At 74.3% G+C, this 26,048-nt stretch carries 19 protein-coding genes and 1 pseudogene; 13 read left to right on the plus strand and 7 right to left on the minus strand.

Annotation, left to right across the window (positions count from 1 at the left end):
- Positions 1 to 24: 24 nt before the first annotated feature.
- From Asera_RS21325 to Asera_RS21335, 3 genes are all read right to left on the minus strand, one after another.
- Positions 25 to 3,093, minus strand: a complete 3,069-nt coding sequence (locus Asera_RS21325) for an AfsR/SARP family transcriptional regulator (RefSeq protein ID WP_051802207.1) — start codon at positions 3,091 to 3,093, stop codon at positions 25 to 27.
- Positions 3,094 to 3,229: 136 nt separating this feature from the next.
- Complete coding sequence (locus Asera_RS21330; RefSeq protein ID WP_030446190.1) at positions 3,230 to 5,620, minus strand: DUF4091 domain-containing protein; 2,391 nt, start codon at positions 5,618 to 5,620, stop codon at positions 3,230 to 3,232.
- A gap of 127 nt (positions 5,621 to 5,747) precedes the next feature.
- Positions 5,748 to 6,911, minus strand: a complete 1,164-nt coding sequence (locus Asera_RS21335; protein WP_030446189.1) for an ROK family transcriptional regulator — start codon at positions 6,909 to 6,911, stop codon at positions 5,748 to 5,750.
- A gap of 151 nt (positions 6,912 to 7,062) precedes the next feature.
- Between Asera_RS21335 and Asera_RS21340 the strand changes: the two genes are divergently transcribed.
- On the plus strand, positions 7,063 to 7,509 hold the full coding sequence (locus Asera_RS21340) for a cupin domain-containing protein (RefSeq protein ID WP_051802227.1): 447 nt from the start codon (positions 7,063 to 7,065) through the stop codon (positions 7,507 to 7,509).
- Positions 7,510 to 7,575: 66 nt separating this feature from the next.
- Here Asera_RS21340 and Asera_RS21345 read toward each other — a convergent pair whose 3' ends face one another.
- Positions 7,576 to 8,070, minus strand: a complete 495-nt coding sequence (locus Asera_RS21345) for an FBP domain-containing protein (RefSeq protein WP_030446187.1) — start codon at positions 8,068 to 8,070, stop codon at positions 7,576 to 7,578.
- Positions 8,071 to 8,265: 195 nt separating this feature from the next.
- On the opposite strand from Asera_RS21345, the gene Asera_RS33645 reads away from it, so the two are divergent.
- The 11 genes and pseudogenes from Asera_RS33645 (at position 8,266) to Asera_RS21395 (ending at position 19,873) form a co-directional block, all read left to right on the plus strand.
- Positions 8,266 to 8,727, plus strand: coding sequence for a GtrA domain-containing protein (locus Asera_RS33645; protein ID WP_030446186.1), 462 nt, complete (start codon positions 8,266 to 8,268; stop codon positions 8,725 to 8,727).
- Positions 8,688 to 9,267: pseudogene (locus Asera_RS33230) on the plus strand (glycosyltransferase family 39 protein); the annotation flags it as partial. The gene Asera_RS33645 and the pseudogene Asera_RS33230, both read left to right, overlap by 40 nt.
- A 158-nt stretch (positions 9,268 to 9,425) precedes the next feature.
- Complete coding sequence (locus Asera_RS34125; protein WP_483297583.1) at positions 9,426 to 9,653, plus strand: mannosyltransferase YkcB-related protein; 228 nt, start codon at positions 9,426 to 9,428, stop codon at positions 9,651 to 9,653.
- 347 nt (positions 9,654 to 10,000) lie between these two features.
- Complete coding sequence (kdpF, locus tag Asera_RS21360) at positions 10,001 to 10,093, plus strand: K(+)-transporting ATPase subunit F (protein ID WP_030446184.1); 93 nt, start codon at positions 10,001 to 10,003, stop codon at positions 10,091 to 10,093.
- Positions 10,090 to 11,751: a potassium-transporting ATPase subunit KdpA gene (gene kdpA, locus Asera_RS21365; protein ID WP_030446183.1), complete on the plus strand. Its 1,662-nt coding sequence runs from the start codon at positions 10,090 to 10,092 to the stop codon at positions 11,749 to 11,751. The genes kdpF and kdpA overlap by 4 nt, the downstream gene beginning before the upstream one ends.
- Before the next feature lie 29 nt (positions 11,752 to 11,780).
- On the plus strand, positions 11,781 to 13,934 hold the full coding sequence (gene kdpB, locus Asera_RS21370) for a potassium-transporting ATPase subunit KdpB (RefSeq protein ID WP_030446182.1): 2,154 nt from the start codon (positions 11,781 to 11,783) through the stop codon (positions 13,932 to 13,934).
- Positions 13,934 to 14,815: a potassium-transporting ATPase subunit C gene (locus tag Asera_RS21375; RefSeq protein ID WP_030446181.1), complete on the plus strand. Its 882-nt coding sequence runs from the start codon at positions 13,934 to 13,936 to the stop codon at positions 14,813 to 14,815. The genes kdpB and Asera_RS21375 overlap by 1 nt, the downstream gene beginning before the upstream one ends.
- Positions 14,816 to 14,843: 28 nt before the next feature.
- Entirely contained in the window at positions 14,844 to 17,603 is a 2,760-nt protein-coding gene (locus Asera_RS21380) for a sensor histidine kinase (protein ID WP_084131484.1), read from the plus strand.
- Positions 17,600 to 18,283: a response regulator gene (locus tag Asera_RS21385; protein ID WP_030446179.1), complete on the plus strand. Its 684-nt coding sequence runs from the start codon at positions 17,600 to 17,602 to the stop codon at positions 18,281 to 18,283. Before Asera_RS21380 ends, Asera_RS21385 begins: the two co-directional genes overlap by 4 nt.
- 147 nt (positions 18,284 to 18,430) lie before the next feature.
- Entirely contained in the window at positions 18,431 to 18,961 is a 531-nt protein-coding gene (locus Asera_RS21390) for a DUF1269 domain-containing protein (protein WP_030446178.1), read from the plus strand.
- Positions 18,962 to 19,078: 117 nt separating this feature from the next.
- Positions 19,079 to 19,873 carry a rhomboid-like protein gene (locus Asera_RS21395; protein WP_030446177.1) on the plus strand — a complete coding sequence of 265 codons (795 nt, stop codon included), beginning with the start codon at positions 19,079 to 19,081 and terminating at the stop codon, positions 19,871 to 19,873.
- 130 nt (positions 19,874 to 20,003) lie between these two features.
- On the opposite strand, the gene Asera_RS21400 is transcribed toward Asera_RS21395, so the two are convergent.
- The 3 genes from Asera_RS21400 to Asera_RS21410 all read right to left on the minus strand — a co-directional run bounded on the left by Asera_RS21400 (position 20,004) and on the right by Asera_RS21410 (position 23,401).
- Positions 20,004 to 20,438 (minus strand): pyrimidine dimer DNA glycosylase/endonuclease V, encoded by a 435-nt coding sequence (locus Asera_RS21400; protein ID WP_030446176.1) that lies wholly within the window; start codon positions 20,436 to 20,438, stop codon positions 20,004 to 20,006.
- A 313-nt stretch (positions 20,439 to 20,751) separates the two neighbouring features.
- Positions 20,752 to 22,737, minus strand: coding sequence for a S53 family peptidase (locus Asera_RS21405; protein ID WP_030446175.1), 1,986 nt, complete (start codon positions 22,735 to 22,737; stop codon positions 20,752 to 20,754).
- Between the two features lie 187 nt (positions 22,738 to 22,924).
- The gene (locus Asera_RS21410; RefSeq protein ID WP_030446174.1) at positions 22,925 to 23,401 is read right to left on the minus strand and encodes a hypothetical protein; all 477 of its coding nucleotides are present in this window, start codon (positions 23,399 to 23,401) and stop codon (positions 22,925 to 22,927) included.
- Between the two features lie 120 nt (positions 23,402 to 23,521).
- Here Asera_RS21410 and Asera_RS21415 point away from each other — a divergent pair, with 120 nt between their 5' ends.
- A complete protein-coding gene (locus Asera_RS21415; RefSeq protein WP_051802206.1) occupies positions 23,522 to 26,002 on the plus strand; it encodes a serine/threonine-protein kinase in 2,481 nt (826 codons plus the stop codon).
- The last annotated feature ends 46 nt before the right edge of the window (positions 26,003 to 26,048 follow it).

The following is a 26,048-nucleotide window of genomic DNA, read 5'->3' on the forward strand; positions in this document are numbered from 1 at the left end:
CGCCGCCACACGCGCCGGCGCGCGTCAGTCGGTGGTGTTCCCGGCGGCCAGGCGCAGCAGCAGGCGGGTGGACAGGGTGCGCGGCGCGCCGGTCCCGTCGTACCCGTCGAGACCGGCCGCCTCGGCCCGGGCCCGCTCGGCGTCGGCGGCCCGGTCCAGCGCGTCGTAGGCCGCGGCGAGCACCCGCAGCCCCTGGGCGACCCGCCGCGGCTGGGACAGCTCCCGGAACGTGCGCACGCACCGTTCCAGCACCGGTACCGACTCGTCCGGCCGGCCGTCGGCGATCCAGCTCGTCGCGACGACCACGGTGCCGAACGCGGCGATCTCCGCGTCGCCGTACGCGAGGGCGTCGGCGCGCGCCGACGCGAACCGGCGTACCGCCTCGTCGTGGTGGCCGAGGGCGAGGTCGGCCAGGCCGATCTGGCACTGCGCCTGCAGCCCGCCGACCCGGTCGTCGAGCCGGCGCAGCGCGGCCAGGCACTCCAGCCCGGCCTCCCGGGCCTGCGCGTACCGGCCGGCGCCCATCGACCAGACGCCGTATCCGTTGAGTACCAATGCCTGCAGTGCCGGGTCGGCCAGCTCGCGGGCGCCGGCGACGGCCTGCTCCAGTACCGCGAACGCCTCGTCGGAGCGGCCGGCCCGGTTGAGTGCCAATGCCAGCTCGCGCTGCGCCGCGGTCGCCGCGGCACGGTCGCCGAGCTCGGCGAACAGTTCGACCGCCCGCCGGGCGTACCCGAGGCTGTCGTCGGCGTCGGTCGCGGTGCTGCGCAGCAGGTGGCCGCGGGTGGCTAGGCAGCAGGCGAACAGGTGCGTCAGGCCGAGGCGTTCGGCCTCGTGCTCGCAGCGGGTCACCGCCCGCAGCGCGGCGTCGTGCTCGCCGCGCCGGGTCAGCACCCGGCCGAGCAGGTACTCGGTGCGCAGCCGGGCGGGTTCGTCGCCGGTGGCGCCCGCCGCGTCGCGGATCGCGGTGTGCAGCCGGATCAGGTCCTCGGTGCGGCCGTCCAGCCACAGTTGCGGATGCAGGTGCCCGGCGAACCACGCCGCCTGTCCGGTACGCCCCTGGCCGGCGACGTGGATCGCGGCGGCGATCAGGTTCGCCCGTTCGGCGTCGAGGAACGCCCGCGGGTCGCGCCGGATCCGGTGCACCAGCGGCCCGGTCGCGGTGGGTGCCGGCGGATCGTCCGGCAGCCGCGGCACCGGTTCCTGCCGCGGTACGCCCTCGTCGGCCAGTACGGTCAGCGTCGCGGCGCGGTGGAACAGCCGGCGTATCGCGGCGCGCCGCGCCTCGACCGGATCCTCGGTCCGGGCCCGCTCCCGACCGTAGGTGCGCAGCAGGTCGTGCAGCCGGTAGCGGGGCTGCCCCGCCCGGTCTCGTCCGACGGGGTCGAGCAGGTTCGCCGCGAGCAGGGCGCCGACGACCCGGTCGGTGTCCGCCTCGCTCGCCTCGCCGTGCTCGGCGGTCGGATCCGCGCCGCCCAGCAGCGCGGCGATCGACCAGTCCGCGACCGTCACCGGATCCAGCAGCGCCAGCAGGCGCAGTCCCCGCCGTACCGGGGCGGCGAGGCCGGCGTAGCTGAGCGAGAGGCTGGCCCGTACCTCGACGTCGTCGACGGCCAGCTCGTCCAGCCGGCGCTGCTCGTCGTCGAGCCGGTCGGCCAGCGTCTCCACCGCCCAGTCCGGTCGGTCGGCGAGCCGGGCGCCGGCCACCCGCAGCGCCAGCGGGAGCCGGCCGCAGGCGGCCAGGATCCGGTCGGTCGCCTCGGGTTCCGCCGCAAGCCGGTCGGCGCCGACCGCCGCCGCCAGCATCGCCCGCGCCTCGGCGGCTCCGAGCGGGCCGAGCCGTACCGGGTGGGCGTGCCCGGACAGCCCGGGCAGCTGGCGCCGGCCGGTCACCAGCACGGCGCTGCCCGGGGTGCCCGGCAGCAGTGGCCGCACCTGGGCGGCGTCGGTGGCGTCGTCGAGCACGACCAGCACCCGCCGGCCGGCGAGCAACGACCGGTACGCGGCGGCGCGTTCGGCCAGGCCGTCCGGCAGGCTCGGCCCGGCCACGCCGAGCGCGCGCAACAGCTCGGCGAGGATGTCGGCCGGATCACGCGGTCGCCCGGAACCGCCGGCCAGGTGCGTGAACAGCTGCCCGTCGGGATAGTGCGCCCGCACCGAGTGCGCCGCCCGTACCGCAAGGGCGGTCTTTCCGCCGCCCGGCGTGCCGGTGACGACCGCGACCGGCACCGTGTCGGTGGCGGCGGACAGCAGCGCGGTCAGCGCGGCGAGCTCGTCTCGCCGGCCGGTGAAGTCCGGTACCTGCGCGGGCAGCTGGCAGACCGACGCCGGTGTCAGGGTCGGCCGCGGCGCGGGCGCGGCGACGATCTCGCCGCGCAGGATGCGGGTGTGCAGCTCGCGCAGCTGCGGGCCGGGCTCGGTGCCGAGCGCGTCGGCCAGCTCGTCTCGCGCCCGCGCGTACGCCTCGAGCGCCTCGGCGGTGCGCCCGGACGCGGCGAGGGCACGCAGCAGCTGGCCGCGCAGGCGTTCCCGGAGCGGGTGCTTGCCGACCAGGGCCTGCAGCTCGCCGACCAGGTCGGCATGCCGGCCGCCGGCCAGCTCCGCCTCCATGCAGTCCTCGACGACGGCGAGCCGGTCGTCCTCCAGCGCGTCGGCGTCCGGTTCCAACAGCGGCACGTCCACGTCGACCAGCGGCCGGTCCCGCCACAGGCCGAGCGCGGCGCGCAGTCCAGCCGCCGCGGCGGCCGCGTCGCCGGCGGCCAGTGCCGCTCGGCCGGCCTCGACCCGGGCCGCGTACACCGACAGGTCGAGCTCGTCGTCGGGCACCGTCAACCGGTACGCGCCGTACGCGTGGGTCAGCGACACCGCCGGTAGGAGCCGGCGCAGCCGGGACACGTACGTCTGGAGGTTGGAGGCGGCCGAGTCCGGCGGCGCGCCGTGCCACACCGCCTCGGTCAACACCGACACCGGCACCGGCCGGTTCGCGTGCCACAGCAGGACGGCGAGCACCGCGCGGCAGCGCTCGCCGGGCACCGGCACGGCGGTACCGTCGGCGGCCCGCACCGACAGCGGCCCCAGCACGGCGAACCTCATAGCCACCGCCCCGATCGACCGCGCGTCGCGACCCGCGCCGCCTGCCCAGGCGAATGATCATAGGCGGTGGTCGAGCTTGCGCCGCCGCCGGTACGCGCACCGTCCACGGTGGACGCCCGGGGCGACACCCACCCCGTCAGCTCTCGTCGAGGAAGCGGAGGTTGTCGAGGAACAGCGGCACCGGATCGAAGGACTGGAAGCCGTACAGTTCCAGCCGGCCGACGGCGGTGCGGTCGATGGTGACCCGGTGCAGGTCGATCCGGATCTCGTTGGCGCCGGGGGCGAACCAGACCGGATGCTTGTCGTCGGCGCTGCCGTCGGCGCCGTGGAACTTCGCGTACAGCACCGGCGGCACCCCGTCGTTCGGGTTGTACGCGTCGAACGCCAGGTAGTGGTGGGCCGACCAGTCTGCGCCGCCGAGATGCTTCGCCGCGTCGAACGAGATGCCCGGCCAGGCGACGTTCGCCGGGTAAGTGGCGGCGAGGCTGCACGACCCGCTGGTGGCGTGCTGGTCGGAGCGGGTGACCGTGACGTGGTTGAGCGTCATCCGGGTCAGGTCGGCGTCGGTCTCGAAGTCGTTGACCGGCACCGTCCGCAGTGCCGGCTCGGGCGCCGCGACGAGCACCTGGCGGTGCTGGTGCGAGCGGCGCGCACCGTCGGTGAGCTCGATGTCGAGCTGGTGCACCCCCGCGGGCAGCGGCAGCGCGGCCCGCCACACCGCGGCGTCCCCGGCGGCGCGGTGCCGGACCGCGTGCCGGCCGTTCACCCGCACCCGGGTGGTCGCCGCCGCGTACACGTCGACCAGCACGCCGTGTTCGACCGCCGACGGCACCGTCACCAGCGCCGGTACGCCCCGGGCCAGGTCGACGATCTGCCCGGCGACCTCGTCCCGGGCGGCGGCGAGCCGGGCCGGATCCTCGGTGTAGTCGTTGAGCGCCGTGTAGAGCCGGTCGAACACCGGCCGGGTCACCGCGCGGTGGTCCAGCGCGTCGCCGAGGCCGAGCCGGTCGGTGACCGCGGCGATCCGGCTCTCCCACAGCACCAGGTACTCCAGGTCCTCCAGCCCGTCGCGCAGCGCCTCGGCCCGCAGCGTACCGACGGGCCCGTCGATGCCGACCTGCTTGCCCGGGTAGAGCAGGAACCCGTCCCCGTTGGTCTTCGGGTACCCGGTGGGGTCGGCCCAGGTGTCGCGCGGGACGTAGGCCGTGCCGTTCCATTTCTCGAAGATCGTCGTCGACCAGTAGAGCAGCCCCTCGATGCCGAGGTCGTGCTGCAGCCAGCCGATCAGCCGGGTACCGAGCAGGCTGTCGTCGATGAACACGCTCGGCAGCGGCCAGCTCGTGCCCACCAGCGGGTACCACCAGGCGTGCTTGCCGGCGGAGCGCACCCAGTCGGTCATCGGCTGCCCGTAGTGGCCGAACGGCACGCACCAGGTGGCCACGTCGTCGGCGAGCGCGGCGACCGGGGTGGTCGTCACCACGTGCGGCACCTCCGGCGCGATCTGCTCGACCTGCCGGCACAGCTCGCGCACCCGGTCGTAGTCGGCCGGCTTCGGCTCGTCGATCAGCCCACCCAGGTAGAAGAAACCCTTGTGCAGCAACCCCTTCGCGCGCAGGATGCCGACCAGCTGCGCGGTCCTGCCGAGGATGTCGCCGCCGTAGTACGGGATCCGGAAGCAGCGGACCCGCTCGTCGGTCAGGTACGGCTCGGCCCGCTCCGCCCACTCGGCCGGCGCCAGGTCGGTGCCGATCGGCAGGTCGTCGGGGAACAGCCGCTGCTCGACCTGGAACCAGTAGTACCGGTCCATCAGCGCCGCGTACTCCTCGGTGCCGGCGGTGACGCCGTGCGCCCAGGCGACCTGGTCGTACCAGATGGTGAACGCGGTCGGCGCCGACGTGGTGACCGGCAGGTCGAAGTCGCGGACCGTCAGGTGCACCGGGATTCGCAGCGTGGTCCCGGCTGCGGTGATGCTCAGCGCGCCCGTGTACGGCCCGGCGGCCTGCCCGGCGGGCACCCGCACCCGCAGCCACAGGCCCTGGTTCTGCCCGGCGGTGACCGGCACGGTGCCGCCGGATCGCAGCGGTACCAGTGCATCCGGGTACCAGCCGGCCGGGTAGCGGGTGTTCTCCGGCGCGGTCACCTGGATGTAGTGCTGCCGGAACAGTTCCACCGCGTCGGCCGGCAGCGCGCCGTGCGGCCCGCGCAACCCGCTGACCGACACGGTGGCCTCCAGCGGGTCGCCGGCGGCGCGCAGCAGCAGCTGGGCACTCTCGTACTCGTTGCCGGCGGCGCTGAGCTCGATCGTCCCGGGCGCGCCGGTGGGGGACTCGTCGCGCAGCACCTTGCTGGTGTTCGCCGGCAGCCAGTACCGCAGCCCACCGGCGGTTCGTGGCCGGCCCGGCGCGGCGGACGCCGGTGCGCCGGGAAGCAGTGTCGCGCCGGCACCGAGGGCCAGCCCGGCGCCGAGCGCCGCGCCCAGCGAGAGGACCTCGCGCCGGCTCGCGCCGGCCGAATCCGTTGTGGTCACCGCAGGTCCACCTTCCTCGCCGGATGGCGGGCGCCGGATCGACCCGGGCACCGCCGAGTCCGCGGCGATGGCCGGTCACCGCTATTTCGCTAGTGTCCACCATTAAAGGAAGGTGGTGAGCCGCCTGTCAAGAAGCGGCCGGTGCGGCCAGCGGACGGTCGGTGCCGGCCAGGTGCGACTCCAGCCGGTCCTGCGCGAGACACACCCCACCCAGCGCCACCGCGTCGGCGCCGAGCGTGGACACCCGTACTTCCGGCGGGCGCAGGCACAGCAGCGCGAGCTCCTCGACCAGCGGCGGCAGCAGCACATCACCGCGGCGCGACAGCGATCCGGCCAGTACCAGCGCGACCGGGTCCACGATCGCCACCGCCGCGGCGGCCGCGCCCGCCATCGTTCGCACGTAGCGGCGCACCGCGCGCGTCGCGGCGGGGTCGCCGGCACCGGCCGCCGCCAGTACCGCGTCGATCCGGTTGCCGGCCAGCACGCCGGTCGGCGGCAGCGGGCACTGCCGCAGGAACTCCACCGCCGACTCCCACTTCAGCGTCGGCAGCAGCGACAGGTCGCCGGCCACCCCGCCGGCGCCGCGGTGCAGCCGGCCGTCGATGACCAGGCCGATACCGGTGCGCCGGCCCGCCTGCAGCAGCACCATGTCGGGCACCCCGCGGCCCGCGCCGCGGCGCTGCTCGGCCAGCGCGGCGAGCTTGCTGTCGTTCTCCACCAGCACCGGGCCGGGCAGCGCGGCCGACAGGTGCCCGGCCAGGTCGACGCCGGACCAGTCGGGGATGGCGTTGGCGAGCACCACCCGACCGGCCCGGTCGACCCAGCCGGTGGTGCCGACCCCGGTCACCCAGACAGCGCCGGGGTTCGTGTCGGCCGCGGCGAGGCAGTCGCGGACCGCGGCGTCGAGCGCCGCCAGCCGGCGCGACCGGCTGGACCGCGGGGTCGAGGCCGTCCGCACGCTCGCGAGCACGGTGCCGTTCAGGTCGGCCACCGCCGCGCGGATGTTGTACGCGCCGATGTCGATGCCGAGCAGCCGACCGGCCTCGCCGCGGAACCGGTACCGGCGGGCCGGTCGGCCACGGCCCACCGCGACCGGTGCCTGCTCGGCCAGCCATCCGCGTTCGATCAGGCCGCGCACCACGTCCTCGACCGAGGCGCGGGACAGGCCGGTGTCGGCGGCGATCTCGGCGACCCGGCGCGCGCCCGCGGCGCGCACCGCGGTCAGCACCGCCTGCTCGTTGAACCGGCGCAACCGCGCCAGATCCGCCCCGCCGCCCTGCTGCACCGCCATGCGCTCCCCGTCGCCCGAAGCCGCTCCACCCAAATCAGCTGGAGACCATCGTATATCCGACCGCCGGTGGGGTGCGCCCGCTGCGGTCGTGTGCGGCGGTGCGAGGCTGGACCGGCCGTACCGAGAGGTGCCCGACCACGAGGAGGAGACCGTGTCCGCTCACGGCCAACGACCGGCGACCGCCGAACTGCTCGACCTGCGCCCGCACCCGGAGGGCGGGTGGTACCGGGAGACCTGGCGCAGCGACGTGCCGGTGCGTCCGGACGGGTACCCCAGCGAGCGGCCGGCCGGCACCGCGATCTACTTCCTGCTGCGTCCGGGCGAGCGGTCCCGGTGGCACACGGTGCGCTCGGCCGAGCTGTGGCTGTGGCACGGCGGCGGCCCGCTGGAGCTGCGCCTCGGCGGCACCGGTGAGAACCCGGACGCCTCGCCGCGCACGGTGCTGTTGGGTGGTGACCTCCGGCGGGGGCAGCGACCGCAGGCGGTGGTGCCGCCGGGCTGCTGGCAGTCGGCCAACCCGGCCGGCCCGGCCGAGACCCTGGTCAGTTGCGTGGTCACCCCGGGCTTCGACTTCGCGGACTTCCACCTCGCGCCCTGACGAGGCGCGGTGGCGACCGACGTCGTGACGGCCGGCGATCCGGCTGGCGGCGCCGAGGACCCGAGGCTAGGCGGTGGTGCGGGAGAGGAAACCGGTCAGGTTGGTGGTGAGCCGGTCGACCTTCTCCGGCACGCTCAGCGACTCCTGGATCTTGCCGGCCGCCCAGATCTCCTTCTTGCCGCGCAGGTAGAGCGAGCAGGCGAGGTCGCTGCAGGCGTACAACCCGACCGAGTTGCCCTGCTGGCCGGCCTTGCCCGCCCGCCGCGCGGTCAGCAACGACACGCCGCCGGCGGTGTGCGTGGTCAGGCACAGCGAGCACATGGTGCGCCGCATCCGGCCGGCGCCACCGCTCGCGCGCCGCAGCGCCACGCCGAGCGGTCCGTCGCCGAACTCGGCCACCAGGTACGCCCGGTCGGGTGCGGCCCCGTCCTGCCAGCCGAGGAAGTCCAGGTCGTCCCACGGGGCGGCGGCGAGGTCGCGAGGGAGGGCCAACCGCTTCGCCTCGCCCTTGGTGCAGTTGACGAACGAGGCGCGAATGTCACTCTCGGCGATCGGTCTCATGCCGGCGAAGCTAACCGCCCCCGATCCGGGGCCGCAAACGGTTAAGCACTCCGGCCACGGCGCCACGGCGACTACCCCGCAGCCGGGGCGAAACCCGGCAGCTGCCGACGACCAGGACGTACAGGGCACAGGCCGCCCTCATGGGTGGCACCAAGGCCGCCGGCACGCCGGCCGGCACCAGCTACCGGGCTGCTGGTGTTCGCGTTCGGGCTGGAGCTGACCAGCGGTGCGCTCGCGGTGCTGCACGCGGCGACCACGCCCGGCCGGGTACTGGAGTTCGCGGTCCTGGTGGCCGCGAACCTGGTCGCGACGGCGCTGCGGTTCGTGCCGCTGCGCGGCTGGGTGTTCGGCCGGCCCGAGCCGATCCGCACCGCCGCACCACCCGCCGAAGCCGGCGAAGTGCCGCCGCGCCAGACGAGCGTGCGTCCCGCGCGGCCGGACGGCACCGAACGGCCGCCGGGTGCCGACGACGTCGAGGAGCAGGCAAGAACGAGCACGCGCGAGCCCACCACCAGTACCCGGCGAACGGTGCGACGGGGGAGGGGCGCATATGAGCGCGACGACGCGCGGCGTTCGCCCGTACCGCCGACCGGCCCGGCTGGGCCCGCCCGGCGCTCGTGGTGCTGCTGCCGGGCACCGCCGCGCTGTACCTGGTGAACCTGTCCGCGAACGGCCACGCCAACTCGTTCTACGCCGGCGCCGGGCAGGCCGACACGATCAGTTGGAAGGCGCTGCTGTGCGGCGCGGTCGACGCGGGCTCCGGGATCACCGTGGACAAGCCACCCGCCTCGATCTGGCTGATGGCGCTGTCCGGCCGCGTCTTCGGCTTCTCCTCGTGGAGCATGCCGGTACCGCAGGCGCTGCTCGGCGTCGCGTCGGTGGCGCTGCTGTACGGGGCGGTGCGCCCGGTGGCCGGGTACGCGGCAGGCCTCGGCGCCGGCGCGATCCTCGCACTGACCCCGGTGGCGGTACTGACGTTCCGGTTCGACGACCCGGACGCGTTGCTGGTGCTGCTGATGGTGGCCGGAGCGTGCGCGGTAACCGGGGCGCTGGTACGTCGCGCTGGTCGAGCTGTGGCCGGCCGGCTCCCGGCTGTACATCGGCGGGTCGACCGACAACAGTCTGCTGCAACGGGCCCTCGGGTACAACGGGCTGAGCCGGCTCACCGGTGGCTCCGGCGGTGGCCCGGGCGGCGGTGGCATGCCCGGCGCGGCGAGGGAGGTATTCACCGACGGCGGCAGCGTGACGCCGGTGCGGGAGGTGTGCACCGGCGGTGGCGGCCCGGGCGGCGGTGGCACCGCGATGTTCGACGGTGCGACCGGGCCGAACTGGAGCTCGCCGTGGACAGTGCTTCGGTGCTCGGCATCGGCGGGCTCTCCGGCAGCGACGCCCACCCGACGGTGGCGCAGTTCCGGCGATACGTCGCGGCCGGCGAGGTCCGGTACTACGTCGCCGGCGGGATGGGCGGCGGCCGCGGCGGGCCCGGCGGTACCAGCTCGATCGACAGCTGGGTGGCGGCGCACTCCACCGAGAAGACGGTTGGCGGTGGCACGATCCACGGCCTGTCGAAGCCGGCCGACTGACACCGCCCGCCACCCGGCGCCGGGCCGGCGACACCGCCGAGCCTCCGCCCGGCGCCGGGCCGTCGACACCGCGGTGCGGCGGCCGGTGCCCCCGTCGGGGCCGCCGCACCGCGGGCGCCGCCCGTACGCGTCAAGAACGCGTCAGGAACTCCCTTGGGGCCGTTGTTTTCGCGTCAAGGACCGTGGCCCGCAGCCCCGGGCGGTACTTCACTCGATCACGGCAAGCCCATCGGGGCGCGAACCGATCGAGGGGAGGGACCAGGCGCGATGGCTGACGTGGCTTTCGTGCTCGTGACGCTGGCGTCGTTCGTACTGCTGGCGTTGACGGTCAGGGCGGTGGCGCGGCTGTGATCGTCGTCGACGTGGTGGGCCTGGTCGTCGTGGTGGCGCTGGTCGGGTACCTGGTGGCCGCCCTGCTGTGCCCGGAGCGTTTCTCGTGAGCGACACCGGTGCGGGCATCCTGTTCGCAGCTTCCCTGGTCGTCGCGCTGGCGCTGGTGCACCGGCCGCTCGGCGACCACCTGTACCGGGTGGTGACCGGCACCCGGCACCTGCGCGTCGAGCGCCTCGCGTACCGGCTGATCGGGGTGCGCGCCGACGGCGAGCAGACCTGGTCGGCGTACGCCCGCAGCGTGCTCGCGTTCGCCGCCGCCTCGATCCTGTTCCTGTACCTGATGCTGCGGCTGCAGCACCAGCTGCTGCTGTCGCTGGGCATGCCCGCCGTCGCACCCGCCGGCGCCTGGAACACCGCGGTCAGCTTCGTCACCAACACCAACTGGCAGTGGTACTCCGGCGAGTCGACGCTGGGCTACCTGGTGCAGATGGCCGGACTGGCGGTGCAGAACTTCGTGTCCGCCGCGACCGGGATCGCGGTGGCGGTGGCGCTGGTCCGCGGGTTCGCCCGCAGGCGCACCGACGAGCTGGGCAACTTCTGGGTCGACCTGGTGCGCATCACCGTCCGTATCCTGCTGCCCATCGCGGTGCTCGGCGCGGTCGTGCTCGTCGCCGGTGGTGCGATCCAGAACCTCTCCGCCGGTACCGACGTGCACACGATCGCCGGTGGCGCCCAGCACCTGACCGGCGGCCCGGTGGCGAGCCAGGAGGTCATCAAGGAGCTCGGCACCAACGGCGGCGGGTTCTACAACGCCAACTCGGCGCACCCGTACGAGAACCCGACGTCATGGACCAACTGGGTGGAGATCTTCCTGATCCTGCTGATCGCGTTCAGCCTGCCGCGCACGTTCGGTCGGATGGTCGGCAACCGCCGGCAGGGGTACGCGATCGTCGCGGCGATGGCGGTCCTCGCGATCGGCAGCGTGGTGCTGATCAACGTCGCCGAGGGCATGCACCCCGGTACGGTGCCGACCGCGGTCGGCGGTGCCACCGAGGGCACCGAGACCCGGTTCGGGGTGCTGAACTCGGCCACGTTCGGTGCGGCGACGACGCTCACCTCGACCGGTGCGGTCGACTCGTTCCACGACTCGTACACCGCGCTCGGCGGCGGGATCACGATCGGCAACATGCTGCTCGGTGAGGTCGCGCCGGGCGGCGTCGGCTCCGGCCTGTACGGGATGCTGATCCTCGCCGTGCTCACGGTGTTCCTGGCCGGGCTGATGGTCGGCCGCACCCCGGAGTACCTGGGCAAGAAGATCGGCGCCCGCGAGGTCAAGCTCGCCAGCCTGTACTTCCTGACCGTGCCGGCGCTGGTGCTGGTCGGCACCGCCGCTGCGCTCGCCACCGCCTCCGGCCGGGCCGGCATCCTCAACTCCGGCGCGCACGGGCTGTCCGAGGTGCTGTACGCGTTCGCCTCGTCGGCCAACAACAACGGCTCCGCGTTCGCCGGCCTGAGCGTCGGCAGCAGCTGGTACGACACCGCGACCGGGCTGGCGATGCTGTTCGGCCGGTTCCTGCCGATCGTGTTCGTGCTCGCGCTGGCCGGCTCGCTGGCGAAACAGTCCCCGGTACCGGAGTCGCCCGGCACGCTGCGCACCCACCAGCCGCTGTTCGTCGGGATGCTCGTCGGCGTCACGGTGATCCTGGTGGCGCTGACGTTCCTGCCGGCGCTCGCGCTCGGCCCGCTGGCCGAAGGTGTGCGATGAAACCCCAGACGACACAACAGAAGGACGTCATGTCCGTCCGTGAAGTCGCGGTACCGGCCGTCACCGGGCCGGCGCCACGGGTGCGGGCCGGTGGGCTGCTGGACCGCCGGCAACTGCTCGCCGCGCTGCCGCAGGCGTTGCGCAAGCTCGACCCGTTGACCCTGTGGCGCAACCCGGTGATGCTGGTCGTCGAGGTCGGCTCGGTGTTCACCACGGTGCTCGCCGCCGCGTCGCCGAGCGTGTTCGGGTGGGCGATCGCCGGCTGGCTGTGGCTGACCGTGCTGTTCGCGAACCTGGCCGAGGCGGTCGCCGAGGGCCGGGGCAAGGCGCAGGCCGACGCGCTGCGCCGGGCGAAGACCGACACCCTGGCCCGTCGGCTCGTCGACTGGAGCCCGGGTGCCACCGACCCTGCCGAGCAGCCGGTGCCGGCGCCGCAGCTGGCCCGCGGCGATGTGGTACTGGTCGAGGCCGGCCAGGTGATCCCCGGCGACGGCGACGTCGTCGAGGGCATCGCCAGCGTCGACGAGTCGGCCGTCACCGGCGAGTCGGCACCGGTGATCCGCGAGTCCGGCGGCGACCGGTGCGCGGTCACCGGCGGTACCCGGGTGCTGTCCGATCGGATCGTCGTGCGGATCACCCAGCGGCCCGGGGACAGCTTCATCGACCGGATGATCGGCCTGGTCGAGGGCGCGAACCGGCAGAAGACGCCGAACGAGATCGCGCTGAACATCCTGCTCGCCACGCTGACGATCGTGTTCCTGCTCGCGGTCGCGACCATGCAGCCGATGGCGGTCTTCGCCCGGCACGCGCAGGCGTTCGCACCCGACAGTGCGACCATCGACGCGCACGGCGTGACCGGGGTCGTCCTGGTGGCGCTGGTGGTGTGCCTGATCCCGACCACGATCGGCGCGCTGCTGTCCGCGATCGGCATCGCCGGAATGGACCGGCTGGTGCAGCGCAACGTGCTCGCGATGAGCGGCCGGGCAGTCGAGGCCGCCGGCGACGTGGACACGCTGCTGCTGGACAAGACCGGCACCATCACGCTGGGCAACCGGCAGGCGAGCGGCTTCGTGGCGGCCGACGGGGTGTCGGCGGCCGAGCTGGCCGACGCCGCACAGCTGTCCAGCCTCGCCGACGAGACGCCCGAGGGCAGGTCGGTGGTGGTGCACGCGAAGAGCGAGTACGGGCTGCGCGAGCGCGCGGCCGGCGAGCTCACCGGCGCGGTGTGGGTGCCGTTCACCGCGCAGACCCGGATGTCCGGCGTCGACCTGCCGGCCGGCACCGGTACCCGGCAGCTACGCAAGGGCGCCGCCGCCGCGATCACCGACTGGGTACGCGCCGCCGGCGGTGCGGTGCCGGACCGCGTCGCCGCGATCGTCGACGACGTCTCCGCCGCCGGCGGTACCCCGCTGGTGGTGGGGGAGCTGACCGGCGGTGTCGCCCGGGTGCTCGGCGTGATCCATCTCGCCGACGTGGTCAAACAGGGGATGGCGCAACGGTTAGACCAGCTGCGCCGGATGGGCATCCGGACCGTGATGATCACCGGTGACAACCCGCGTACCGCGGCCGCGATCGCCACGCAGGCCGGGGTGGACGACTTCCTCGCCGAGGCGACGCCGGAGGACAAGCTCGCGCTGATCCGGCGTGAGCAGCAGGGCGGTCGGCTCGTCGCGATGACCGGCGACGGTACCAACGACGCGCCGGCGCTGGCCCAGGCCGACGTCGGGGTGGCGATGAACACCGGTACCTCGGCGGCCAAGGAGGCCGGCAACATGGTCGACCTGGACTCCGACCCGACCAAGCTGATCGAGGTCGTGGCGATCGGCAAGCAGCTGCTGATCACCCGCGGCGCGCTCACCACGTTCTCGATCGCGAACGACATCGCCAAGTACTTCGCGATCATCCCGGCGATCTTCGCCGCGCTCTACCCGGGGCTGGACGCGCTGAACATCATGCGGCTGCACAGTCCGACCTCGGCGATCCTGTCCGCGGTGATCTTCAACGCGCTCGTCATCGTGGCGCTGATCCCGCTGGCGCTGCGCGGGGTGCGCTACCGGCCCGCCAACGGGGCGTCGATGTTGCGACGCAACCTGCTGGTCTACGGCCTCGGCGGGATCGTCGCGCCGTTCGTCGGGATCAAGCTCATCGACCTTGTCATCCAGTTCGTTCCGGGGATCTCGTGATGCGTGTACCGTCCTGGATCAGAGCGCATGTCGCCGCGTTGCGCGCCGTGCTCGTGCTGACCGTCCTCACCGGCGTCGCCTACCCGCTGCTGGTCACCGGCCTCGTGCAACTGCCCGGCCTGCGGGACGCCGCGAACGGGTCGCTGCTCCGGCAGGACGGCCGTGCCGTCGGCAGCTCGCTGATCGGCCAGTCGTTCACCGACGCGCACGGCCGGCCGCTGGTGCAGTACTTCCAGTCCCGGCCGTCGGCCGGCGGCTACGACCCGACCGCGACCGGCGCGTCCAACCTGGGGCCGGAGAGCGTGGTCGACACCTTGCGCAACCCGGCCGACAAGCACGATACCGGTACGCCCAGCCTGCTCAGCCAGGTCTGCGCGCGCAGCCTCGCCGTGGGGCGGCTGGAGCACGTGGACGGCGCCCGGCCGTACTGCACCTCCACCGGGGTCGGCGCGGTGCTCGGGGTCTTCCGTACGCACGGTGACAGCGGCGCGGTCACCCGGGTGGTCAGCCTCGACCAGCAGTGCCCGGCGACCCCGTTCCTGACCCGGTACCACGGGGTGCGGGTGGCGTGTGCCCGGTACGGCGCCGACTACTCCCGCGCGGTGGTCACGCCGGTCCGGGGCGACGCTCCGGCGCACCCCGCGGTACCGGCGGAGGCCGTCACCGCCAGCGGCAGCGGCCTGGACCCGCAGATCAGCACCCGGTACGCGGAGCTGCAGGTGCCCCGGATCGCCCGCGAGCGGCACGTCGCCCCGGCCACCGTCAGGGCGCTGGTCGACCGGTACACCACCGGGCGGGCGCTGGGGTTCATGGGCGAGTCGGCGGTCGACGTGGTTGAGCTCAACCACGCACTAGACGCGAAGTACCCTTACCGACAGTGATCATGAACGCGAGAGGCTCGGCCAGGCGATGACGCAGGGACTGTTGCGCGTCTACCTCGGCGCCGCGCCGGGCGTCGGCAAGACCTACCGGATGCTGGAGGAGGGCCGCCGGCGCGCCGAGCGCGGCACCGACGTGGTCGTCGGCCTGGTCGAGACGCACGGCCGGCCGCAGACCGAGGCGATGCTCGGCGAGCTGGAGGTGGTGCCGCGGGCCACGCTGGAGTACCGGGGGGCCAGCTTCACCGAGCTGGACCTCGACGCGGTGCTCGCCCGCTCGCCCGAGGCGGTGCTGGTCGACGAGCTGGCGCACACCAACGTGCCCGGCTCGCGCAACGCCAAGCGCTGGCAGGACGTCCAGGAGCTGCTGGCCGCCGGCATCGTGGTGATCACCACGCTCAACATCCAGCACCTCGAGTCGATCAACGACGTGGTCACCGAGATCACCGGGGTACCGCAGCGCGAGACGGTGCCGGACGCGATCGTGCGCCGGGCTGACCAGATCGAGCTGGTCGACCAGACGCCGGAGGCCCTGCGGCGCCGGATGGCGCACGGCAACATCTACCGGGCCGAGAAGATCGACGCGGCGCTGGCCAACTACTTCCGGGTCGGCAACCTGACCGCGCTGCGGGAGCTCGCGCTGCTCTGGCTCGCCGACAAGGTCGACGACCAGCTCGACCGGTACCGGGCCGAGCACCGCATCTCGCAACCGTGGGAGACCCGGGAACGGGTGGTGGTGGCGCTGACCGGAGGGCCGGAGGGTGGCACGGTGATCCGCCGCGCCGCCCGGATCGCCGAACGCACCACCGGCGCCGACCTGCTCGCCGTGCACGTCACCCGCAACGACGGACTGGTCGGCGGCGCCGACCCGGCCGACCTGACCGCGCAGCGCACCCTGGTCGAGGACCTCGGCGGCACGTACCACCAGGTCGTCGGTAACGACATCGCCACCGCACTGCTGGACTTCGCCCGGGGCGTCAACGCCACCCAGCTGGTGCTCGGCGCCAGCCGGCGCAACCGGTTCGCCCAGATCCTGTCCCGTGGGGTCGGGGTGACCACGACTGCCGCGTCCGGCTCGATCGACGTGCACCTGGTCACCCACGAGCAGGTGCACCGCGGTCGGGGCCGGTCGGCACCGCCGGCCGCGCTCAGCGCCCAGCGCCGGCTGTTCGGCTTCCTGTTCGCGCTGGTCGGGCTGCCGTTGCTGACCCTGGCGCTGACCCAGCTGCGCGGCGAGCTGACCCTGACCAGCGACATCCTGCTGTACCTGGCCTGGGTGGTGGTCGTCGCTCTGGTCGGCGGGTTGTGGTCGGCGCTGACCGCCGCGGTGCTCGGCTCGCTGCTGGTCAACTACTTCTTCGCGCCGCCCTACCACACGCTCACCATCAACCAGCGGGAGAACGTCCTCGCAGTCGCGGTGTTCCTCGCGATGGCGGTGGCGGTCAGCGTCGCGGTCGACGTCGCCGCCCGCCGTACCCGGGAGGCGGCCGGTGCCCGGGCCGAGGCGGAGACGCTGTTCACGCTGGCCGGCAGCGTGCTGCGCGGCTCCCCGGCGGTGCGAGCGCTGCTCGGCCAGCTGCGCGAGACGTACCGGTTCGCCGCGGTGACGCTGCTGGAGCGCCGCACGGACGTACCGGACGGCCCGGACGTGCAGCACGACCGGCAGGCCTGGTCGGTCGCCGGCACCGTCGGCGCGCCGCCGTGCCTGACACCGGGGGAGGCCGATGCGGACATCCTGGTCGACGGCGACACGTGCCTCGCGATGCGCGGTCATCCGCTCGCCGCCGCCGACCGCCGGGTCGTCCAGGCGTTCGCTGCCCAGGCCGCGCTCGCGCTGCGCGAGCAGCGGCTCGCCGAGCAGGCCGCCACCGCCGGCTCGATGGCCGAGGTGGACCGGCTGCGCACCGCCCTGCTGTCCGCCGTCAGCCACGACCTGCGCACCCCGCTGGCGGCGGCGATGGCCGCGGTCGACGGGCTGCGCAGTCCCGGTGTCACGCTGTCGGCCGCCGACCGGGCCGAGCTGGTCGACACCGTCGCCGAGTCGCTGGGCCGGCTGCACCGGCTGGTCGACAACCTGCTGGACATGAGCCGACTGCAGGCCGGCGCGCTTGCCATGCGGCCGCAGCCGATGAGCGTCGCCGAGGCCACCGCCGCCGCGCTCGACGAGGTCGGTGCCGCGGCCCGGCCGGTACCGGTGCGGATCCCGGACGACACCCCGGAGGTACTGGCCGACCCGGTCCTGGTGGAGCGCATCCTGGCGAACCTGCTGCGCAACGCGCTGCGGTACAGCCCGGCGGAGCGGCCGCCGCAGCTGTCGGTCAGCGAGCACGGCGGGTACGTGGCGGTGCGGGTGGTCGACCGGGGCCCGGGCATTCCGGCGAGCAAGTGGGACACCGTGTTCCTGCCGTTCCAGCGGCTCGGCGACCGGGACAACGAGACCGGTGTCGGGCTTGGCCTGGCGCTGTCGCGGGGGCTCGCCGAGGCGATGCACGGCACGCTCGACCCGGAGCACACGCCGGGCGGGGGGCTGACCATGACCCTGCGGCTGCCGGTGGTCGAGGATGCGCTCGGCGGCGCGGACCAGCCTCCGGCCGACGCCGCGCTGCGCCGGGTCGCCGCCTGGCGACGCGGCCGGGACGTCGACGCGCGGCTCGGCCCGGACGCCGCTGCGCTCCTCGGCGGCGATGCTGATGCGCGGCCCGGCGGCGATGCTGATGCGCGGCGCGGCCGGGGTGCGCGGCGCGGCGACGTCGAGGCGGCCCGGGTACGAGACGACGAGGAGCGGGCATGACGCGGGTGCTGATCGTGGACGACGAGCCGCAGCTGCTACGCGCGTTGCGGATCAACCTGACCGCCCGCGGCTACCAGGTGGTGACGGCCGCCGACGGCGCGCAGACCCAGCGGGCCGCCGCCGACGAGCACCCCGACCTGGTAGTTCTCGACCTGGGGCTGCCCGACATCGACGGCGCCGAGCTGATCCGCGACCTGCGTACCTGGACACCGGTACCGATCGTGGTGCTGTCCGGCCGGTCCGACGCGATCGACAAGGTGGAGGCGCTGGACGCCGGCGCGGACGACTACGTGACGAAACCGTTCAGCATGGAGGAGCTGGTGGCCCGGCTGCGCGCGGTGACCCGGCGGCTCGGGCCGGCCGACGAGCCTCCGGCGGTACCGATCGGCGCGCACACCGTCGATCTGGTCGGACGGCGGGTGTACCGCACCGACGACCCGGCGCGGACGGTGCACCTGACCAGGACCGAGTGGCAGCTGCTGGAGGTGCTGCTGCGCTCGCCCGGCAAGCTCGTCGGCCAGCGCCAGCTGCTGCAGCAGGTGTGGGGGCCGACGTACCGCGACGAGACCCAGTACCTGCGGCAGTACCTGGCGCAGCTGCGCCGGAAGCTGGAGGCCGACCCGAGCCGGCCGGTGCACCTGATCACCGAACCGGGCATGGGCTACCGCTTCCAGCCGTGAGGCGCTGCCGATCGGGCGCCGAGGCGGCGCCGATCATGCGGTCCGCGACCGCCGCCGAAGCGCCGGACGGATTTCCGCGTATCGATCTGCCGGAAGGCCGGCCGCCCTAGGATCGACGCGTCGGTCACGACGTATCCGGGGGGACGAATGAGTGATCTGGCGGCGATCGCCTACCGTGACGTGGGCACAGCCGAGCAGGCCCGCGAGAAGCTGTTCGAGCTGCAGAAACAGGGGTTGATCTCGATCCGGGACGCGGCCATCGTGGAGGCCCAACCGGACGGCAAGGTCAAGCTGCACCAGGCCCGCAACATGACCGGGGCCGGCGCGGCCGGTGGGGCGTTGTGGGGTGGCCTGATCGGGCTGCTGTTCTTCGCGCCGTTCCTGGGCATGGCGCTGGGCGCGGCCGGCGGCGCGGTCGCCGGCAAGTTCACCGACGTCGGAGTCGACGACGGCTTCATGAAGAAGGTCGGCTCGGAGCTGCGCCCGGGTACCGCGGCGCTGTTCGTGCTGGTCGACCAGGTGACGATCGACAAGGTCGCCACCGAGCTCGCCCAGTACCAGTTCGGCGGCAAGATCCTGCACACCTCGCTGAGCACCGAGGCCGAGCAGCATCTGCGCGACGTCTCGCAGCGGGCCCAGGACGCCGCGCGCGCCCAGGGCGCCCGGGCCGCCGGCTGACGATCGGCATCGGCACCGACCCACGGACTCCGCGGGTCGGTGCCGTTCGGGCGGTGCGACCGGCGCTGTTGGGCGGAAACCGCGCCGGCGGCGGGACCGGCCAACCACACTGAGCGGATGATCACGGTCGCGGTGCTGCTCGCCGTCACGATCCTCTGGTACCTGCTCCGCGCGGTCGCCCGGATCTTCGCGCCGGCGGCCCGGCTGGTGCGCCGCCTCGGTCGGTGGACCGGCCGGCTGCATGCCTGGGTGCTGAGCGCACCCGCCACCTTCGCCTACTGCGCGATCTTCACCGCCTCCACGCTGGTGCAGCGGGCCGCACCGCCCCGGCTGATCACCGTGCTGACGACGATCCAGTCCACCAACCTGGTCGGGCTGCACGCCAAGCCGATCAGCGTGCTGGTCGCAAGCGGGCTGTGGGTCGCCGACCGTGGTGCCGGGCTGATCGGCTACCTCGCCGTGTTCACGGTCGTTGCCGCGTACGCCGAGCGCCGCTACGGCACGCCCCGGCTGGTGCTGATCGGCCTCGCGGGGCACGTACTGGGGTCGCTGCTGACCGCGGTGGTCGAGTTGCACGCGATCCGGACCGGTGCCGCGCCGCGCTCGCTCGCGCTGTCCACCGACGTCGGCGTCAGCTACGTCATGGTGGCCTGCTGTGCGGCGGCGATCCTGGTACTGCCCGGCTGGCTGCGGGTCGCCGGTGCCGTCGTGCTCGCGCTCGGGGTGCTCGCACCGGTACTGGTGCACGGCACGATCTGGGACCTGGGGCACCTGCTCGCCACGCTGTGCGGGCTCGGCGCCGCGCTGCTGCTGCTCGCGATCCGGCCGACCCGGGTACCGCTGCCGGTCGACGATCTCGCTGCTCGCCTCGCCGTCCGCCGACCCCCGCACCCCGGAGCCCCGCGGCCCTGAGCTCACCGCCCCTGAGCTCACCGCCCCTGAGCTCACCGCCCCTGAGTTCCGCGGCCCTGACCTCCGCGCCCCTGACCGCCGCGATCGGGTGGATCGGACCGCGTCGTGGTGGGTGAGCTGGGCGCGGGCGCTACCGCGGGGCGGCGCGTTCCCAGTCCTCGACGGGGCCGGCCACCACCACGAACGACGGATGCGGTGACACCACCGCCGGCAGCAGTACCGCCCGGTCGGGGTTGCGGTCGGCGAGCTTGGCGGCGAGGTGCCGGCGCTCGTGGTCGAGCTGACCGCGGGTCACCGGGATCGTCGGCGCCGTGCCGGCGCACTGTTCGATCCGGCCCCGGTCGAAGCGGTAGCCGCGCCGGTCCGCCTCGTCGGCGAGCCCGGCCAGGTACCGGCCGATCGCCGCCACCGGGTCCGGTTGGGCCCGGAACCGGTGCAGCTGCGGGTGGTTGGTGTAGCCGCGGCCGGGACGCACCAGGACCCGCTGCGCGAGCAGCGCCTCCCGCCAGCAGGTGAGCAGGCCCTGCCGGTCCAGGTAGCGCGGATGCAGCGACCACAACCGCACCGCCTCGCCACCCCCTCGACCGGTCGGGCGGCGCGCTTCCGCGCCGGGTGCCCGGCCGCCTGCACCGAGCGTAGCGATCCCGAACCGGCCGATCCGTGCGGCGCCGGAACCGGCGGGTGGTTGGTGCCGGCACGAACCGTACCGACGATCCGACGGGCCTCCCGGCGTCCCGGCGTCCCGGCGTCCGGCGCCCCGGCGTCCGGGCATCCGGGCGTCCCGGCGTCCCGGCGTCCCGGCGTCCGGCGCCCCGGCGTCCGGGCATCCGGGCGTCCCGGCGTCCGGGTGGCCGGCATGGCGGCCACCCGGAACCCGGTCAGCGGTGCGAGGTGACGGCGAGGCCGGCGAAGAACAGCGGCCCGCGGGGGCTGCCGACACCGGTCTCGGCGTCGTACCCGGGGGTGCTGTGGATGGTGCTGGTCTGCACGTCGATCGTCTGCAGCTGGTAGCTCTTGCCGTCGGTGGCGTCCACGCCGTTGACCAGGTTGGTGCGCACCTCGGCGAGCGGGGCGCGCGGCGCGGTCACGTCGTAGAGCGCGGGGGTGCGCAGCAGCCGGTAGTAGGCCGGGTTGACGAACCCGAGCGAGCGGTGCGTCAGCTGGTCGGCCATCGCGACCACGCCGGCGAGCAGCGGCGAGGACAGGCTGGTACCGCCGATGCGGTACTGGTCCCAGTAGGTACCGTCCGGGAACACCTGCGTCTCGCCGACGACCATGCCGGTGTTCGGGTCGCCCACCATCGAGATGTCCGGCACCGCGCGCATCGGCGCGCCGCCGTTGGTCTGCGAGATCGAGCTCGGCACCCGACCCTGCTGGTAGAACGGCTGATCGAACAGCACGCTGGTGCCGCCGCCACCGCCGGAGGAGTACGGGCCGGGCAGCTCGCCCCAGGAACCGTCGGTCAGGTCGGCGTACGAGGTCTGCCAGCCGTGCTCGAAGATGCGCCGGCCGTGCGAGTCGATGCCGATGCTGGTGCCACCGACGCCGGTCACGTACGGCACGTCGGCCGGGAACTCGACCGTCTTCGCGCCCAGGTCGGTACCGCCGGCGGTGTGGTCGCCGGCGTCACCGGAGGAGAAGTTGACCGTGATCCCGGTCAGCGCCGCCTCCAGCGAGAACTGGTCGTAGAAGTCGACGTAGTCCTGGCCGAGCAGCGACACGTCGTCGGTGCCGTCGGTCCACGAGTTGGTGACGACGTCGGCGACGTGGTCGTCGATCGTCCTCGCCCACGCGTCGTCCAGCCCGGACGAGCAGTCCTTGGCGCCGACGTACACGATGTTCGCGCCGGGCGCCATCGCGTGCACCGCCTCCACGTCGAGGGTCTCCTCGCCGTACCAGCCGTTGCCGCCGCACTCGTCGATCATGTCGTAGCCGTCCGGCCCCGGTGTGATCTGCCGGAACTGGCCGGGCCGGAACTTCGGCTGGTGGTGCACGCTGTTGTACTGCTGGGCGTCGGCGTAGATCGTCGGCGCCGCGTACGCGTCGGTGATCGCCACGGTGACGCCGCGGCCGGTGATGCCGGCGCGCAGCAGCGCGCTCTCCCCGTACGCCGACTGCAGTTGCTGGGGCCCGTAGCCGCAGGACGCGTACGGCTGCTTCTTCCCGTACGCGGCGGGTTTGTCGGTGGCGGTCTGCTGCCCGAAGTAGGCCGAGCAGGGCTTGACGTCGACCCCGTAGCGGGCGCCGTCCGGCGGGCCGGGCGCCTCGTCGGCCGGCTTGTGCAGCTGGGAGCCCTGGTCGACGCCGAGCACGCCGGCCACCGCGTGGGTGACCTGCGCCGGCGTACCGGCCGGGAACGACAGCGCGCCGTCGTTGGAGCGCACCCGCACGCCGCGGTACGAGTAGGTCTTGAGGGTGGTGGCGAACGCGTGCTCGACCTGCTTCGCGGTGCCGCTGGCCTCGACGTACATGCCGCCGCCGAGCGAGTCGCCGACCCGGAAGCCCTGGCCGGACAGCCAGCTGCGCACCGCGGACACGTCGGTCGCGGCCGGCGCGTACCGGGACCGGAACTGGGCCGAGCTCAGCCACCTGCCGTAGTGCGCGCTGGTCGGGTCGGACACGTCGCGCAGTGTGTCGACGGCGCCGGCATGGTCGCGCATGTGCAGCAGGACGCCGAAGTCGACCCGGCTGGCCGCGGCGGTGTCACCGAGCGCGTGCGCGTGGGGCAGCCACCGAGGCGTGCTGTCGGCGATCTGGTGTCGTCCCCCGGCCCAGGCCGGTGCGGACAGGACGGTGAGCCCGAGTGCGGTGGTGGCGACGAGCGAGCCGACGATCAGCCGCCCGGGCCGCACGGTTCTTCCCATACGGTGCCTCCTTGAGGACACGGGAACGAACAGACGCCGCCAGCAAACTCTCGGCGGGAATCCGGGTCAAGCGCCGCGCCGCGCTCGTGGCCGAGTCGAGCCACGCTTAACCGTCCTCGAACCTTGGCCCGCTCCAATCGGGGATCCGCGCCGGCTTCGGGGGACGGCCGTCACGTCCTGCGGGCGGTCAGCCGGCGGGGGAGAGGCGGATGACCGCGACGCCGTCGAGCACCCCGAGGGTGGCGATCTCCAGCCCGTTGAGGGTGGCGATGGCGTACCCGCCGCCCTGCGCGGAGACCGTCGCCTGACCGGTGCTGCCGTTGGTGCCGACCGTGTCCACCCGCATGCCCTGCGCGGTGATCGAGGTGACCGTCAGCTTGGCGAAGCCGGTCTTCGGCGACAGCGGGATGCGTTGCGGCGCGCGAACACGGACCTCGCACCGCCCGTCGTAACAGGCGTGGATGTCGGTACCGTCGGCGGCGGCCGGCAGGGTCGGCCCGGTCCGGCTCGGGCTCGGCGCGCTGGGGCTGGCGGCCGAGCTGGCCGGTGCGGACGGCCGGTGGCTGCGGGCGCCGGCTGCGGTGTCGTCGCCGGAGCCGCCGCAACCGGCGACCGAGACCGTCGCGGCGGCCGCGACCAGCAGGGGGAGTACCGGACGGGACATTGTTACCTCCGAGGTGCGAGCCGCACGATGCGGCCGTTCTGGTTGAATTCGTGGTACCGATGAGGATGGCGCGGCGACTGCCGCCGGTGCCGGCGCGGTGGGCGTGGGCAGGAGGTTGAGGTGGATCCGACCGTTCCGCCGTTCCGCGACGCCGCCGACGTGGCCCGCGCGATCCCCCGGTACCGGATCGTGCGGCGGCTGGCGCAGACCGCGATGAGCGAGGTGTACCTGGCCCGCGACACCGGCCTGCACGACCGGCTGGTCGCGGTGAAGATCCCGGCCGACGGCGCCGACCCGGCCCGGTTCGCCCGCGAGGTGTCGGTGGCGGCCCGGCTGACCCACCCGAACATCATCCCGCTGCTCGCCGATGCCGGTCCGACCGAGCGTCCGGGCTACCTCGTCATGCCCTACGTGCCGGGCGACGGGCCGGGCGGGCCGGACCTGCAGACCAGGCTCGACGCCGACGGTCCGCTCGGGCTGGAGCGCACCCTGCACCTCGCCGCCCAGCTGGCCTCCGCGCTGGACTACGCGCACGAGGCCGGTGTGGTGCACCGGGACGTCAAGCCGCGCAACGTGCTGATCGCCGGCGGTACCGACCATGCCTACCTGTGCGACTTCGGCATCGCGAGGATCGCGGGCGAGCAACTGACCGTGCCGGGCAGCGCGCCGTTCGGCACGCCCGGGTTCTCCGCGCCGGACCAGGTCGCGGGCCGCCGCGGTGACGTGTACTCGCTCGGCGCCGTGGTCTACGCATGTCTGGCCGGCACCCCGCCGTTCGAGTCGTCCGACACGCACGCCGTGCGGGCCAGCCAGCTGAGCACCGATCCGCCACCCGTCTCGTCGCGGGTGGCCGGCCTGCCGCCGGCGCTGGACGCGGTCGTGGCCCGGGCCATGGCGCGCGACCCCGCGCAGCGCTACCCGGCCTGCGGCGAGTTCGTCACCGCACTGCGCGCCGCCGCCACCGGTACCGCGGGGCGTGCCGACCGGTCGCCGTGGCGCGGCACCCGACGGGGCGGCCCGCTCTCGGTTCGCCGCCCGCGCCGGTTCGCGCCGGCCCGCCGGCTCGCGCCGGCCCGCCGGCTCGCGCGGGTCCTTCCGCTCGCGCGGGTCCTTCCGCTCGCGCGGGTCCGGCCGCTCGCGCCGGTCCGGCGGCTCGGCGGAACGGCCCGGCGGTACCGGGTCCTCGCCGGCCTGCTCGCGGTGGCACTGGTCGGGGCGGTGGGCGGGGCGGTCTGGTACGGCCTGGAGCCGCGGGTCGGTGACCGGCCGGATTCCGCCACGCTGCACCGGATCCCCGGCGCGCTGCGGGCCGACTGCCGCCTCGCCGCACCGACCGGCCGCCTCGCCGCCGCGGAGATCGCGCTGGCCTGCCGCTCCGGTACCCGCACGGTTCGGTTCGGGTTGTACGACGCGAAGTCCGCGCAGGATGCCGCCTACCGGGCGGCGGTCCGGGCGGCCCGGGTGCCCAGCGGTAGCGGGGACTGCGCCACCGGCACCGACGGCGAGCACCGGTACCCGGCGACCGGGACCGGCGCCGGCCGGGTGCTGTGCGCCACCGGGTACGGCGAGACGGCGCTGACCTGGACCGACGTGCACGCCCGCACCGTCGGTACGGTCGTCGGCGGCGATGCCCGCGCGCTCGGCGCGGCGTGGTCGGGCTGGGTACGGCTGGCCGCCTACCCCACCACGGCGGAACGCGCGCTGACCAGCCTCATCGCACTGTCCGGCTGTCGCCGCACCGCCGCCGGTAGCGCCGACGACCTGCCCGGCCTGACCGCCGCCGTCACCTGCGATCCGCCCGATGAGGGCGCGAGCTCGGTGTCGTACTACCAGTTCGGCAGCGACGCGGCGCTGACCGCGGCGATGCGCCGCCGGTCCACCGCGGTCCGGGCGCCGGGCGGCGTCGACTGCAGCGACGGCGCGGCGCCCGGGTTCCTCGGCGTGCGGTCGCTGGACCTGCGCAGCGTGCCGATCGGCCAGCTGCTGTGCCACCGCGGCGAGCACGGCGCCCCGGTGCTGACCTGGAGCGTCGAGCCGCTGAACCTGCTCGCCACCGCGACCGGGACCAAGGCCGCCGAGCTGGCCCGCTGGTGGCGCGGCTACTACGGTTTCGCCGCGCCGACCGCGACGATCGCCGCCACGGTGAACGCGCATGCCGACCCCGTGTTCCCGACGGCGGCCGAGCGCGCGCTGCTCCGGCACGTACCGGCCGCCTCCCGGGTGGACTGCATGCGCCCGCCCCCCGACCAGATCACCTCGAACGTCGGCGACGCGCGGGTGACCGCGGTGGTGTGTGGCCCGACCCGCGGCACCAGCATCGTGTTCTACTACCAGTTCGACGATGCGGCGTCGATGAATGCCGCGTACGCGGCGAACGTCGGCATCAGCGGTCCGCGCTGCACCGACTCGCCGGCCGACTTCCACGGCGACGCGCCGTACCACAACGACGGCGCCCGCGGCCGGCTCGGCTGTGCCCGGCACGCGGGCAGCTACACGCTCGCCTGGACCGACGATCACCTGGAGATCCTCGCCCTGTCGTTCGGCGCCACCAGCCCCGACGTGCTGCTGGACTGGTGGCGCTTCGACGCCGGTCCGCGCTGACCGACCCCAGCCGGGCCGCGGCACAACCACACCGTCGGGCCCGCGC

Source organism: Actinocatenispora sera (assembly GCF_018324685.1).
GTDB classification, from domain to species: domain Bacteria; phylum Actinomycetota; class Actinomycetes; order Mycobacteriales; family Micromonosporaceae; genus Actinocatenispora; species Actinocatenispora sera.

Coding starts and splice junctions, on each gene's coding strand:
- Asera_RS21375 (WP_030446181.1), top strand. CDS start 13,934: ATGCGTGTACCGTCCTGGATCAGAGCGCATGTCGCCGCGTTGCGCGCC.
- Asera_RS21395 (WP_030446177.1), top strand. CDS start 19,079: ATGATCACGGTCGCGGTGCTGCTCGCCGTCACGATCCTCTGGTACCTG.
- kdpB (WP_030446182.1), top strand. CDS start 11,781: ATGTCCGTCCGTGAAGTCGCGGTACCGGCCGTCACCGGGCCGGCGCCA.
- Asera_RS21325 (WP_051802207.1), bottom strand. CDS start 3,093: ATGAGGTTCGCCGTGCTGGGGCCGCTGTCGGTGCGGGCCGCCGACGGT.
- Asera_RS21410 (WP_030446174.1), bottom strand. CDS start 23,401: ATGTCCCGTCCGGTACTCCCCCTGCTGGTCGCGGCCGCCGCGACGGTC.
- Asera_RS21390 (WP_030446178.1), top strand. CDS start 18,431: ATGAGTGATCTGGCGGCGATCGCCTACCGTGACGTGGGCACAGCCGAG.
- Asera_RS21405 (WP_030446175.1), bottom strand. CDS start 22,737: ATGGGAAGAACCGTGCGGCCCGGGCGGCTGATCGTCGGCTCGCTCGTC.
- Asera_RS21385 (WP_030446179.1), top strand. CDS start 17,600: ATGACGCGGGTGCTGATCGTGGACGACGAGCCGCAGCTGCTACGCGCG.
- Asera_RS21380 (WP_084131484.1), top strand. CDS start 14,844: ATGACGCAGGGACTGTTGCGCGTCTACCTCGGCGCCGCGCCGGGCGTC.
- Asera_RS21345 (WP_030446187.1), bottom strand. CDS start 8,070: ATGAGACCGATCGCCGAGAGTGACATTCGCGCCTCGTTCGTCAACTGC.
- Asera_RS21335 (WP_030446189.1), bottom strand. CDS start 6,911: ATGGCGGTGCAGCAGGGCGGCGGGGCGGATCTGGCGCGGTTGCGCCGG.